Source organism: Serratia sp. AR11 (assembly GCF_056376275.1).
Genome location: NZ_CM150739.1, coordinates 795,101 through 807,964 on the forward strand (window position 1 = coordinate 795,101; position 12,864 = coordinate 807,964).

The window sequence follows — 12,864 nt, forward strand, 5'->3', positions numbered from 1 at the left end:
ATCTCGTGACAACAATGTCGTTGTTATACAGGTAAGGTTATAAAAATGAATGATGTATATATTACAATCAATGCGAATGCTGACAAAAAATCGAACGTCGACAGTAATAACTCTACGTTGACAGTGGTACCTCAGCGCAGAGAGTCGCTTATTATCGCGCCACATTCATCTGTCAGGGATGTTCTTTATAATGGGAGTGGTATTATTCCTGAAGTATGGCCAAACGTTTCTATTACTAATGAGGGGCCGGCACAAGAGATTACCGCTGAGTATTTTTGGGCTGCCTTTATCGGGGCGTGGACTTTATACACAAGTGTAAAAGTAAAGGTTGGAGAAACAAAAGTTTTATCCTCACCACCTAATGCTACGAATTATAGCATGATTAAAATTACCAATGACACGAAAAGGCAATGTTTTGTCACTGCAGAAACCATGGAAAACATAACCTGAAATATGTTGACGATATTTCTTTTGGAAGATAATTGTATAAAAGAGGATTTATGATGAGTTTAGTAAAGTCAGTGGATACTAATCAAATGATTCCATATAACGCTTACAATAGAAGTGTTTTTGAGTTTGACTGGAATGGTGTTGTAAAAGATACCATTATCAATGGAGTAGGATTCATTCCAGAAATAGGGCCCTATCTTTCATTTATTATAAATTTGTTTTGGCGTGATACTCAGGTTGATATATGGTCTTCAATTGTAGAGCGGTTGAAGGAATATGTTGAAGAGCGAATCATTACAGCAATTCGTAGCATATTACTAGGTGAGATGGCTCAACTTCAGGGGAAAATCGCATCGGTAAAAGCTGCTTTCACCGATCACCCAGGATCGGCAGAGGCCAGAGATTTGTATATGAGTGTTAATGTTATCCTTGATAGTGTTCATCTACAGTTTACCACTTTTGAACGCGAACATAATTACCAAATCCTCCCGCTCTATTCAACAACGATACTGCTTCAACTCATGTACTGGACCATGGGTATCGAGCGAAGAAAGGAAATTGGCTTGAATGAGAATCAAGTAAATGAAATTCAGCATAATATTGACACTCTAGTGAAACATGCTGAAGAATATATCTCGGATTTATATTCTGTAGAGCTGGAAACTCAATTCAATATATCCTCCCCTAGGAATATTGCGACTAATATTATGAATGTTCATTATCATTGTGGCATGCATGGCATGGAATATCTGGAGATTGTTCGTAATGTCCATAAGAATGGTACCCTCGGAAAATCTTTTTATCCTGCGACGCTCTGTTATTCCACGTTATTTGGATATAATACAAGCCAGGCCAGGATTATGGCTCTGAAAGATGAGTCGGATAGAGTCCAACCGATTAAACCAAATATGATTAATGGCCGGTATAACCAGATTAAATCCATTACTGGTTATGATGTGCGTATTGGTAATGCACCACGAGTTGGAGGTGTTGAAATTACATTTGAAAATGGAGATACGTATCACCAGGGTACTCGTTCTGGCGAGTCAAAAACTATCGAGCTTAATGGCCGTGTGATTAAATCAATTGAAACATGGGGTACGGATGCACTTGATGAACTCATGTTTACGTTGGATGATGGCACTTTATTCAAAGTTGGCCAGCGCTACTCGAAAAATTATCAAAAGTTTTATGCGGACTCACATTATATCGCGGGGATATTCCTTTCCAGCGATCGACGGGAACTTGCAGGACAGGCCGCAAATATTTGCATTATGTTCCATAGAATAACAAGTTAACTAACTTTTACCCACAGGGGCTTGGCTTAATTCCCTGTGGGTTTTTTCACTAGCATCGTACCCGGAATATTTAACAGCACCTCACAGAGCGGGGGCGCTACATTTATATACAAAGAATACCTGTATTTAAGATAGTTTTTGCTTTCGTACAGCAGTGTTTCGAGCTTTCATATACTGTAAAAATTTTAGTCGAGATACGGAAGAACTATCGAATATTTTGATGATTTCTGGCTTTACCTTGTAAACCTACCCACTGTATTCTCACCCTTCTAGCTCTAAGAGCTTATCTGTTTGACGATAATTCGATGCCATACTTTTGTGGCCTGCGCGTATAATCACCATTCTGCTGGAGCAATCTGCTACAACACATATACAATTTTTCAGTTGGCCTTTAATTACTGCAGTTGCAGGCACATGTGGCTCAAATGAGCTAGGGTGATAAGTTTGCGCCAACACTCTAGCCTGTGTTGTTATTTCATATTATATGCGTTATTGGTTTTTGTTAGATTTATTTTATTTAAAATGAAATGCAACATAACAGCATTTTAATAACTTCACATTTCTTTTTTTTGTGAATTGAATCACACAATTGATGCTTTAATTAAGTTTTTGGATTTTGATAAATAATCATGCGGCTCCATTCTGTTTGGTGTTTGATAAAAATAAGCCGGTTAGTGGAATTAAATTTATCACTATTGTCATAAAATTCATCTTCTCTTTCGTTCATTTTAACTATATTTATAATTAATTTTCTTAATTATAAGAAATGATAAAGCTCATGATTGATATTTAATGAAACGGAGTGCTGTTTATGAATCGGATTTTAAATCTACAGAGTGAGCTGGCATTGCAGGATGTTCATCCCGATCTTGTTGTCGTGGTTCGCGATGCATTTATGCATAGCGAGATCATCTTCAGTGTTCTGGAGGGGCGTAGAAGTTACGAGCGACAAGCAAAACTAAATGCTGCGGGTATGTCGCAGACCATGAACAGCCGGCATTTGACAGGACATGCAGTCGATCTGGTTCCATGGGTCAATGGTACTATTCCATGGAGTGACTGGGAGGCATTTGCTGCTATTGCAAAATCAATGAAAGCATCAGCCAAAAAGTTGGACATACCTATTATCTGGGGTGGCGATTGGAAAAGCTTCCGGGATGGACCTCATTTTGAATTGCCAAAACAGTTCTACCCTTAAGGGATTCATCACCGTCATTGTCTGATAATTCGTGCTATCACCATTTCCGAGTAACAGAGTATTAAGAGAGCAGCATAATTACGCTTAGAGGTGACACTAATGAAGATTCTATTGATTGATGGATTCACGAAGACTTTATTCTGTAAAAATAAAAAAGTGTCTCTGACTGATAAGGAGTTTTTATTGTTCGAATACATTTCATCCAGACGATGGGGCGATAACATTCCTGTTAGAGAAATAATTAGCCATGTATGGTGCGGGAGAGAAGCCGCAATAGGTAGACTTAATATTTCGCAACTTATTTTTAGACTCCGTAGGAAGCTTGAATTACTGGATAATGCGGCGGAAATTACATTTTCAATGTTAAATGGAATTAGTTTTAGTTTTCTTGAAAAGTGCATTGTGCTAAGGAATCCGTATCTTTTCAGATTTTTAACAATACTTATCCCGTAATTATTTATGAATATAAATAGGGTAAATCATGTCAAGCAAAGAACCTACTGATCCTGACTTCTGTTTGTGGATAGTTATGATGCTTCTTTCCGCATGGGGTGGCTTGGTAAAGTATCTAATCAGAATCAACTATCAGCATCAGAAATGGAGTTGGATAGAGGTTACAAGTCAGCTTATTATCTCTGGGTTTACAGGATTGTTAGGGGGGATTCTAAGTATTGAAAATGGTGCTAGCAATTATATGACCTTGTTTTTCTCCGGGCTATTTGGCGCTATGGGAAGTGCGGCTTTGACGTATTTTTGGCAGCGACTATTTCCATCGTGATCGATTTTTTCTCGCACATATTAATAGAGGTTCCCCGAGTTGCCCTGTGCCAGTCAGACGATGTGTTCGAGACCCAATAATGTCAGGGTATACCACAGGGCATGCGAGTTTCCTGATGCTAACAGCTGTTGTCTGGTGAGGGCGGAGTATTGATAATGCCAATTTCCTGACAGAGTTGCAGAATAATGGCCTTAGCTCTTTCTTAGAATCCTTTGTACCGACCACAGTATCGCTAAACTGCGTATTGAATTTTGGTTGTTAAACTGAAAATGTTCATTTTTGGTATCATTCAGCTATATATAGTTAAGTAAGTTATAGTGTGTTTTTTTTGGTTTTCGCTTGATTTTAATCATGGTTTTTTAACTATATAATTTAATTGTAATAATTAATGGGGTTTTGATAAATGCCATTTTATATTGCTTTATATTCTTTCGTTACTAGACTGCTAGTAAGGCGGCGAAATTAAGCCTGTACTCCTGCCTCCGTTCGTTTCTTCATAAAATTGTCGACCTGCGGGCCGGCTGGGTGAGGGCTTGATGCAAAACAGGATTGTGGTTGTCGGTGGCGGCACTGGCGGGACCATATTAGCCAATTTACTGGCGGCGAAATTACACCGGGAGATATTGAATAATAAAGTTGAGTTATTAATGCTTTCGGACTCTCCGGTTCATTATTATAAACCCGCTTTTATGTACGTAGCCTTCAACGCTTTTTTTAAGCAGGAGTTGACCCGCTCTCAACAAAGTCTGCTGCGCCCGGAAATAAAATTTATTGTCGATAAAGCCGAGCGTTTTGATTTATCCCAAAGGGTCATTCATTGCCAAAGTGGTAAACATTACTCCTATGATTTTCTGGTGTTTGCCACTGGCTGTGTACCCTGGCCGGATCGTATCGACGGGCTGGCGCAGGCGGGCGATCATTTCTATCAATATCAGGCCGCCCGACAGCTGGCGCAAAAGCTGGCAACGATTGAGAAAGGCCGAATCTTTATTACCGTCTCCTTCCCCGAAACGCCTAACGTGCCGCATCAGTGCGGCATTGCCCCGATAGAAACCACGCTGATGCTCGATGATTACCTGCGTCGACGCGGGGTGCGTAAGGCGATCGAAATTGTTTATACCTATCCCAGCGTCTCGCAGCTGCTGCGTAACTGCCTGTTTTTGCAGCGCCCGACCGCCGAAGCCTTGCCCGGTATCTTCGCAGCGCGTGATATCCGTCATCAGCGTGGCTTTACTCTCAGCCGGGTGGACGCGCAGCAGAAAGTCGCTTACTCCGCCGAGGGAGAAGAACAGCCGTTCGATATTCTGATGGCCACGCCGCCGATCCGCGCCGTAGAAGCGGTACGCAATACCGACCTCAGCGAGGGTAATAATGGCGAAGGCTGGCTGCCGACCGACCACCAGACGCTGCAGGTTTATGGCCAGCAGGGGGTTTATGTCATCGGCGATACGGTGGATCTGCCGGTCAGCAAGGCCGGTGGTTCTTGCCACAATCAGGCACCGGTGATCGCCGATAATATCGTGGCTGAACTGCGACTGGGCCAGACCGTCAGCCACTATGACGGCAAGGTGCAGGCGATCGCTCAAATGGGGCTACAGGCCGGTATGCCACTGGTTTACGACTATCGCCACGATGTGCTGCCGACGCCGTCAACCAAAGTGGGCGGCATGCTGCGCAACGGCTTTAATCGCGGGCTGTATTGGGCAACGGTACGCGGGCTGATTTAACGGAGGGCTTATGAACGCATCTGAACAAGCATCCCTGGCACCCTTGCTGGACAAGCTGCAGCCACTGCTGGCCGGTGGGCGGCTCGATAACGTGGTCGATTTATTGTCACTGCTGTCGGACCTGGTGGATATCGCCGATAACGCACTGGTGGAAAAGTTGGCCGGCGTGTTTGAAGACTTGGTGGCGGCAGGCTGGGAAGGGGGAATGGCGTTGAAGATGGCGCATACCGAGCTGCAGTCAGATCCGTCGTCTGCTAATTTTCGCTCGCTGTATGCCCTGTTACGTCAGCCGGATACCTTGCTGGGTCTGATGCTGGTACTTCGCACCCTGCAAATCATCGGCCAGCGGGTACGCAGCAGCGCGTTACCGCCGGACGTTTAAGCGAAATCATTGGAATTGCTTTCACTCACTCAGGAAAGGAGTTGTCATGTCTGTCACATTTAGGCACGGTTTTGCCACACGTGCGATCCACCATGGCTACGATCCCCAGCAATATCTGGGAGCGCTCTGCCCGCCGGTGTTTATGAGTTCGACCTTTACCTTCCCGACGGCGGAATACGGCGGTGCCTGTTTTGCCGGTACTGAGCCAGGCTATTTTTATTCGCGTATTGCCAATCCGACGGTCAACCTGCTGGAACAGCGAATTGCCGATCTGGAGGGCGGGGAGGCGGCGGTGGCGTTTGCCTCCGGAATGGGCGCGATTACCGCCTGCTGCTGGACGCTGCTCAGTCCAGGGGATGAGCTGATCGTCGATGAAACCATTTATGGCTGCACCTTCAGCTATTTTCATCATGGGCTGGCGCGCTACGGCGTGAAAATCACCCACGTTGATCTGACCCGGCCGGAGCGGTTGGCGGCGGCAATAGGCCCGCGTACCCGGCTGGTGTATTGCGAAACACCGGCTAACCCCAATATGCGCCTGGTCGATATTGCCGCAGTGGCCGAAATTGCCCACCGTCAGGGGGCGCTGCTGCTGGTGGATAACACCTATTGCACGCCGTATCTGCAACGGCCGCTGGAATTGGGGGCGGACATTGTGGTGCATTCCGCCACCAAATACATCGGCGGACACGGTGACTTACTGGCCGGTCTGGCGGTGACGCATCAGGATCTGGCGCAGGACATTCGTTTGGTCGGGCTGAAAGACATGAACGGGGCGGTGCTGTCGGCGCAGGATGCCGCACTGTTGCTGCGTGGCCTGAAAACCTTGCCGTTACGCATGGAACGCCACTGCGACAACGCTCAACGCCTGGCGGAAATGCTGGCGCAGCATTCGGCGGTGGAACGGGTTTATTATCCCGGTCTGGAGGACTTCCCGCAGTATGCATTGGCGCAGCGGCAAATGGCGCGACCGGGCGGCATGCTGGCCTTTGAATTGAAAGGCGGCATGGCGGCGGGGATCCGCTTCCTCAATGGGTTGAACCTAATCTTGCGTGCGGTCAGCCTGGGGGATTGCGAGTCTCTGGCCCAGCACCCCGCCAGTATGACTCACTCGGCCTACAGCGCCGAGGAGCGGCAGCGCCACCATATCAGCGATGGTTTGGTGCGGCTGTCTGCCGGACTCGAAGATCCTGACGATCTGCAGGCGGATATCCGTCAGGCCTTGGCCCAGCGCTAAGCACGATGCCCCCGACCTGTGGGTGTACAGACCGGGGGCAGGGGCGGGGATTACAGCAGCGTCGGGGCAATTTCCGCCAGCGCCTGTTCATCCTGCAACAGCGCGGCGCTGCTGGCGATATCCGGTGCCAGCCAGCGATCCTGATGATAAGGGGCCACTGTTTGCCGCAGCCGTTGCCAGGCACGTTGGGTGCCGTCACCGAAACGGTGCTGCTGCAGGAACTCAAAGGCCTGTGCCGCCAGCAGGTATTCAATCGCCAGGATCTGGTTAATGTTGCCCAGCGCCTTATGCAGCCTTAGCGCCGCCCCGGTGCCCAGGCTGAGATGATCTTCCTGCAGCGCCGAGGTCACATAATTATCCACCACGCAAGGCTGTGCCAGTTGGCGGTTCTCCGCGCACAGCGATGCCGCCACGTATTGAGCGATCATCATGCCTGAGTTCACCCCGGGCTCGCTGACCAGAAATGCCGGTAAGCCACTGACCAGTGGGTTAATCAGCCGATCAATGCGCCGTTCTGCGATACCACCCAGTTCGGCGATGGCAATCGCCAGCAGATCGGCGGCCATGGCCACAGACTCGCCGTGTGGGTTGGCCTGTGACATCACTCTATAGTTGTCCGGCGTGCCGAGCAGCAGGGGATTATCGCTATTGCCGTTCAGCTCGATTTCAATCTGCCGTTCTGCATGAGCAATTTGATCGCGGCAGGCACCGTGCACCTGCGGGATTGAACGGATGCTCAGCGCATCCTGGGTACGAATGCCCTTGCTGGCGGCAATCATCTCGCTGCCGTTCAATAACATCCGCAAATTACTGCCGACCCGTTGCATACCCGGGTGCGGTTTCAGTGCCAGGATTTCGCTGTCGAAGGCGGCGATCTGTCCGCCCAGAGCTTCAAAGCTCATCGCCGCGAGCACGTCCGCCCAGCGGGCCAACCGCCAGGCATCGGCCAGCGCCAGGCAGCTCAATCCCGTCATGCACGGCGTGCCGTTGACCAGGCACAGACCATCTTTGGCGCCCAACTGTGGCGGCACAATGCCTTCCTCCGCCAAAGCCTGGGCTGCGGAGACGAGTTGGCCACGGTAGCTGACTTCGCCCAGACCGAGCAGCGCGACGCCGACGTGTGCCATATGGGTCAGATAGCCGACCGACCCTTGCGACGGCACCCGCGGGGTTATCCCCCGGTTAAGCAGTGCCAGCAGCGCTTCTACGACCGGGCGTTGAATGCCGGACTTACCCTGGCAATAGTTGACGATGGCGCAGCAGATAATGGCGCGGGTCTGCTCATCGCTCAGCGGTTCCCCTACGCCGCAGGCGTGACTCATCAGCGTGTTGCGGGACAGTTGCGCCAATTGTTCGCCGTGCAGTGCCTGATTGCATAGCGCCCCCAGGCCGGTATTGACGCCATAGGCACGTTGTTCACTGGCGACAATTTTCTGAACTATGGCCTGCGCATTGTCGATACGCGCCCAGGCAGCGTCAGACAGGTTGAGCGGTGCCTGATATCTGGCTACCGCCACCACGTCTTGCCAGCGCAACGGCAGGTTGTCGAGGGTGACCGAAATAGGGTAGTGCATATTGCTCTCCTCAGGCACGGGCCGCGATCATCGGGCGCGGTTTCTGTACGTTCTCATCCAGCGCCAGACGGCGTTGTACGAAGCGGTTAACATACTCATCGGCCGGGTTGTTAAGGATCTCCTGCGGCGTGCCGACCTGGATCAGTTTGCCGTCTTTGAGGATCGCGATCCGGTTACCGATGCGCACGGCCTCGTCCAGATCGTGGGTGATAAACACCAGCGTCTTGTGCAGCTCTTTTTGCAGCGCCAGCAGTTGATCCTGCATTTCGGCACGGATCAACGGATCGAGCGCGCTGAACGCTTCGTCCAGCAAAATGATGTCGGTATCGGTGGCCAGCGCACGCGCCAGCCCGACGCGTTGACGCATACCGCCGGAGAGTTGATGCGGGTAGGATTTCTCATAGCCCTTTAGCCCGACGGTGTTGATCCAATGCAGTGCGCGCTCCTGATACACTTCTTTTGTTTCACCGCGTACTTTCAATCCGTAGGCCACGTTGTCCAGCACCGTCTTGTGCGGCAGCAGGCCAAAGCTCTGGAACACCATGCTGATTTTGTGACGGCGGAAGTGCTCAAGCTGCTTCTCGTCGTAGCGCAGGATATCCTCGCCATCCACCAGGATCTGGCCGCTGGTGGGATCGATAAGCCGGTTGAAGTGGCGCACCAGGGTGGATTTACCCGATCCGGACAGGCCCATGATCACAAAGATCTCACCGGCTTCGATCGACATCGACAGATCGTGCACGCCGATCACGCAGTCCGTCGCGGCCTGCACTTCCTGCTTGGTTTTACCCTGCTGGCTCATTGCCAGCGCCGCCGCCGTTTTGTGGCCGAAGATCTTGTAGACGTTCTTGATTTCGATTTTGTTCATCGGGGTTACCTCGCAATGGCGGTGCGGCCATAAGCCTGGGTGATACGGTCAATGACTACGGCGAGAATAACGATCGCCAGACCTGCCTCCAGGCCCAGACCGACGTTCAGTGTCTGAATGCCCACCAGCACGTCTTCGCCCAGCCCGCGTGCACCGATCATTGAGGCCACAACCACCATTGACAGCGACATCATGGTGGTCTGGTTGATACCGGCCATGATGCTTGGCAGCGCCAGCGGCAACTGCACGCCGAACAGTTTCTGCCAGCGGTTGGCGCCAAAGGCAGTGACGGATTCCATCACTTCTTTGTCCACCTGGCGGATACCCAAATCGGTCAGGCGGATCAGCGGTGGCGTGGCGTAGATCACCGTCGCCAGAATTGCCGGCACCTTGCCCAGCCCGAACAGCATCAACACCGGGATCAGGTAGACGAAGCTCGGCATGGTTTGCATCACGTCCATCAGCGGCATCATTACGGCCCGTACGCGATCGCTACGCGCTGCCAATATGCCTTGCGGAATGCCGATAATCACCGCCAGCAGCGTGGCGACCAGCACCAGCGCCAGGGTTTGCATCAACTTGTCCCACATCCCTGCGGTACCGACCAGCAGCAACAGGCCGACGATCACCACCGTCGGCAGCCAACGGCGGGTGGCGTGCCAGGCCAGTAGCCCGACCACGGCCAGCATCACCCACCATGGGGTGGCGCGCAGCAGGCTTTCGAGGTGGATCACCGCCCACAGCAAGGTGTCGGAGATCTTGCGGAACATATCGCCATAGTTGGTGACCAGCACGTCGACCCAGCGATTGATCCAATCGGCGATGGAGAAAGTAAAACGATCTGGAAACATAAGTATTTACCCCTGTCAGGCCCGAAGCGCACAGGCTCCGGGTTGGTGTTTACTGAATGCCAAAGCGATTACAAGGAGGCCTGAATTTTTTTCGCTGCGTCTTCGCTGACCCACTGTTTCCAGATTTCCGGGTGCTGCTTGAAGAACTCCAGCGCCAGCTTCTCTGAGCTGATGCGTTCCTTGCTCATGCGCGCCAGATTCTGGTTAATCAGATCAAGCGGCAGATTCACTTTTGACAACACCTGCACCAGTTCAGGCGCCTGCTGGTTAAACACGCTGGAAATACCGACCTTGATATGGATGTTCTTGTCCACGCCCGGCTCTTCCAGTTTCACCAGATCGAGCTGGCCCATGATTGGGGTCGGTGACCAGTAGTAGAACAGGATAGGTTCGCCGCGACGGTAGCTGGAGAGGATCGCGGTATCCAGTGCCGGGCCGGTGCCAGGGCGGAAGTTGGTGAACTTGTCGTCCAGCTTGAATTTTTTGAGGATCGCGGTGTTATCCAGTTCGCAGGTCCAGCCGGCCGGGCAGTTGTAAAAACGGCCTTTGTCCGGTTCTTCCTGATCGCGAAATACCTGCACATATTTGGCCAAATCGGGGATGCTTTTCAGATCCGGCGTCAGCGGTTTCAACTTGCGTTTGGCATCGCCTTCAATCACATAGCGCGGCACGTACCAACCTTCAACCGCGCCGACAATCGGCGCACCGACGCTGACCGCTTTGCCGGCTTTCTCTGCCTTGTTCCAGACTTCGCTGCGGCCAATCCACTCTTCGGCGAACACCTGAATGTCGTTGGTGCCGACCGCCTGCTCCATGGTGATGGAGTTACCCGGCAGCGCGTCGGTTTTACAGTCGTAACCCTTTTGCAGCACATATTGCATGACGTCGGTCAGCAGCATGCCGCTTTCCCAGTTGAGTCCGGCGAATTTGACCGGCTTGCCGGACTCGCACCAGCCTGCTGCGCGCGCGGACAGGCTGCCTGTCATCAGCCCGAGCGCGATCAGCGGTATCCATAGTTTGTGTCGTGTTTGCATAGTGATACTCCACTTTAATGACGAAGAGCCCGGGAACGGCGGGCTCGTGAGATTAATACTGTGGTGAGGACGTGACGGGTGAACCCCCGCCTTTTTTACGTACCCACAACCAGTAAGCCAGGGTAAGGAAGGCCACCCACACCAGCCCCACGTACAGGGCAATGCGGCTGTCTTCGAAGTAACCGAGCAGGCCGATAACGAACAGCATAAATATCGTTGCCAGCGCCGGTGCGACCGGCCACCACGGCACCGGGAAGCTCAATTTGCTAACCTCCTGCGGTGTCAGCGTACGGCGCATGGCAATCTGTGATAGCAGGATCATCAGCCAGACCCAGACGGTGGCGAAGGTGGCGATGGAGGCGATGATCATAAATACCTGTTTGGGGATCAGGTAATTGAGCACCACGCCCAGCAGCAGGGCGACCGACATCACCAACACCGTCATCCAGGGCACGCCATTGGAGGTCAGTTTGGAGAAGCTTTTCGGTGCCTGACCATCCTGCGCCATGCCGTACATCATGCGGCCTGCGCCGAAGATGTCGCTGTTAATGGCGGAAATGGCGGCGGTGATCACCACCACGTTAAGTACGTTGGCAGCCGAGCTGATGCCCAGATTGCTGAAGATCTCAACAAAGGGGCTGCCGTTCTGACCGATGCTGTTCCACGGATAGATAGCCATCAGTACCAGCAGCGTCAGCACATAAAACAGCAAAATGCGGATCGGTACGGCATTGATCGCCTTCGGCAGTACCTTCGCGGGGTCTTTTGCCTCGCTGGCGGTAATACCGATGATCTCAATGCCGCCAAAGGCGAACATCACCACCGCCAATGAGGCGACCACGCCGCCGATGCCGTTAGGCATAAAGCCGCCGTGCGCCCACAGATTGCTGATGCCGGTGGCGTGCTGAGCCTGGCCAAAACCAAACAGCATCACGGCACCGCCGCCGACTATCATTGCCACAATGGCGGCAACCTTGATCAGCGACAGCCAGAACTCCATTTCGCCGAACACTTTCACGCTGCACAGATTGAGCGCACCGATAAACATGATAATGCTGAGTACCCACACCCATTGGGCGACGTCCGGGAACCACAGCCCCATATAAATGCCGAAGGCCGTCACGTCCGCCAGGGCGACAATCACCATTTCGAAGGTATAGGTCCAGCCGGTGAGGAAACCGGCCAGCGGGCCAAGATAATGGCTGGCGTAGTGGCCGAACGAACCGGAAACCGGCTGATGCACCGCCATTTCCCCCAGCGCGCGCATCACCATAAAGACCGCCGCGCCGCCCACCAGATAGGCCAGCAGCACTGCAGGACCGGCCAGTTGGATCGCCCCGGCGGAGCCATAGAACAGCCCGGTGCCGATGGCGGAGCCGAGTGCCATAAAGCGGATATGTCGCGCGTTTAATCCGCGTCTGAGTTGTGGTGTTTCGTTATGCATGTTGCTTCCCGTCGAGTTTTTAC

Annotated in this window: 12 protein-coding genes; 7 read left to right on the forward strand and 5 right to left on the reverse strand. The window is 51.7% G+C overall.

Features of this window, described 5'->3' with window-relative positions:
* Positions 1–45: 45 nt before the first annotated feature.
* The 7 genes from ACSOSI_RS03680 (at position 46) to ACSOSI_RS03710 (ending at position 7,070) form a co-directional block, all read left to right on the forward strand.
* Positions 46–450, forward strand: coding sequence for a hypothetical protein (locus ACSOSI_RS03680; protein WP_218218198.1), 405 nt, complete (start codon positions 46–48; stop codon positions 448–450).
* Positions 451–500: 50 nt separating this feature from the next.
* Positions 501–1,748, forward strand: a complete 1,248-nt coding sequence (locus ACSOSI_RS03685; protein ID WP_476706563.1) for an insecticidal delta-endotoxin Cry8Ea1 family protein — start codon at positions 501–503, stop codon at positions 1,746–1,748.
* 811 nt (positions 1,749–2,559) lie between these two features.
* Positions 2,560–2,946 (forward strand): M15 family metallopeptidase, encoded by a 387-nt coding sequence (locus ACSOSI_RS03690; RefSeq protein WP_112362968.1) that lies wholly within the window; start codon positions 2,560–2,562, stop codon positions 2,944–2,946.
* A gap of 481 nt (positions 2,947–3,427) precedes the next feature.
* Positions 3,428–3,724: a phage holin family protein gene (locus ACSOSI_RS03695; protein ID WP_218218192.1), complete on the forward strand. Its 297-nt coding sequence runs from the start codon at positions 3,428–3,430 to the stop codon at positions 3,722–3,724.
* A gap of 536 nt (positions 3,725–4,260) precedes the next feature.
* Positions 4,261–5,451 (forward strand): NAD(P)/FAD-dependent oxidoreductase, encoded by a 1,191-nt coding sequence (locus ACSOSI_RS03700; protein WP_218218190.1) that lies wholly within the window; start codon positions 4,261–4,263, stop codon positions 5,449–5,451.
* 10 nt (positions 5,452–5,461) lie between these two features.
* Positions 5,462–5,833, forward strand: a complete 372-nt coding sequence (locus ACSOSI_RS03705; RefSeq protein WP_476706564.1) for a hypothetical protein — start codon at positions 5,462–5,464, stop codon at positions 5,831–5,833.
* A 46-nt stretch (positions 5,834–5,879) separates the two neighbouring features.
* Complete coding sequence (locus tag ACSOSI_RS03710; protein ID WP_476706565.1) at positions 5,880–7,070, forward strand: methionine gamma-lyase; 1,191 nt, start codon at positions 5,880–5,882, stop codon at positions 7,068–7,070.
* A gap of 50 nt (positions 7,071–7,120) precedes the next feature.
* Here the strand turns inward: ACSOSI_RS03710 and ACSOSI_RS03715 are convergent, their stop codons facing one another.
* The 5 genes from ACSOSI_RS03715 to ACSOSI_RS03735 all read right to left on the reverse strand — a co-directional run bounded on the left by ACSOSI_RS03715 (position 7,121) and on the right by ACSOSI_RS03735 (position 12,841).
* The gene (locus ACSOSI_RS03715) at positions 7,121–8,644 is read right to left on the reverse strand and encodes an HAL/PAL/TAL family ammonia-lyase (RefSeq protein ID WP_419246514.1); all 1,524 of its coding nucleotides are present in this window, start codon (positions 8,642–8,644) and stop codon (positions 7,121–7,123) included.
* Positions 8,645–8,654: 10 nt separating this feature from the next.
* A complete protein-coding gene (locus ACSOSI_RS03720) occupies positions 8,655–9,512 on the reverse strand; it encodes a quaternary amine ABC transporter ATP-binding protein (protein WP_012005248.1) in 858 nt (285 codons plus the stop codon).
* A gap of 5 nt (positions 9,513–9,517) precedes the next feature.
* The gene (locus ACSOSI_RS03725; RefSeq protein ID WP_017891633.1) at positions 9,518–10,363 is read right to left on the reverse strand and encodes an ABC transporter permease; all 846 of its coding nucleotides are present in this window, start codon (positions 10,361–10,363) and stop codon (positions 9,518–9,520) included.
* A gap of 68 nt (positions 10,364–10,431) precedes the next feature.
* On the reverse strand, positions 10,432–11,397 hold the full coding sequence (locus tag ACSOSI_RS03730; protein ID WP_112362963.1) for an ABC transporter substrate-binding protein: 966 nt from the start codon (positions 11,395–11,397) through the stop codon (positions 10,432–10,434).
* Between the two features lie 52 nt (positions 11,398–11,449).
* Complete coding sequence (locus tag ACSOSI_RS03735; protein WP_012005251.1) at positions 11,450–12,841, reverse strand: amino acid permease; 1,392 nt, start codon at positions 12,839–12,841, stop codon at positions 11,450–11,452.
* Positions 12,842–12,864 lie beyond the last annotated feature (23 nt).

Coding starts and splice junctions, on each gene's coding strand:
- ACSOSI_RS03680 (WP_218218198.1), top strand. CDS start 46: ATGAATGATGTATATATTACAATCAATGCGAATGCTGACAAAAAATCG.
- ACSOSI_RS03710 (WP_476706565.1), top strand. CDS start 5,880: ATGTCTGTCACATTTAGGCACGGTTTTGCCACACGTGCGATCCACCAT.
- ACSOSI_RS03735 (WP_012005251.1), bottom strand. CDS start 12,841: ATGCATAACGAAACACCACAACTCAGACGCGGATTAAACGCGCGACAT.
- ACSOSI_RS03690 (WP_112362968.1), top strand. CDS start 2,560: ATGAATCGGATTTTAAATCTACAGAGTGAGCTGGCATTGCAGGATGTT.
- ACSOSI_RS03685 (WP_476706563.1), top strand. CDS start 501: ATGATGAGTTTAGTAAAGTCAGTGGATACTAATCAAATGATTCCATAT.
- ACSOSI_RS03725 (WP_017891633.1), bottom strand. CDS start 10,363: ATGTTTCCAGATCGTTTTACTTTCTCCATCGCCGATTGGATCAATCGC.
- ACSOSI_RS03705 (WP_476706564.1), top strand. CDS start 5,462: ATGAACGCATCTGAACAAGCATCCCTGGCACCCTTGCTGGACAAGCTG.
- ACSOSI_RS03720 (WP_012005248.1), bottom strand. CDS start 9,512: ATGAACAAAATCGAAATCAAGAACGTCTACAAGATCTTCGGCCACAAA.
- ACSOSI_RS03730 (WP_112362963.1), bottom strand. CDS start 11,397: ATGCAAACACGACACAAACTATGGATACCGCTGATCGCGCTCGGGCTG.
- ACSOSI_RS03700 (WP_218218190.1), top strand. CDS start 4,261: ATGCAAAACAGGATTGTGGTTGTCGGTGGCGGCACTGGCGGGACCATA.
- ACSOSI_RS03715 (WP_419246514.1), bottom strand. CDS start 8,644: ATGCACTACCCTATTTCGGTCACCCTCGACAACCTGCCGTTGCGCTGG.
- ACSOSI_RS03695 (WP_218218192.1), top strand. CDS start 3,428: ATGTCAAGCAAAGAACCTACTGATCCTGACTTCTGTTTGTGGATAGTT.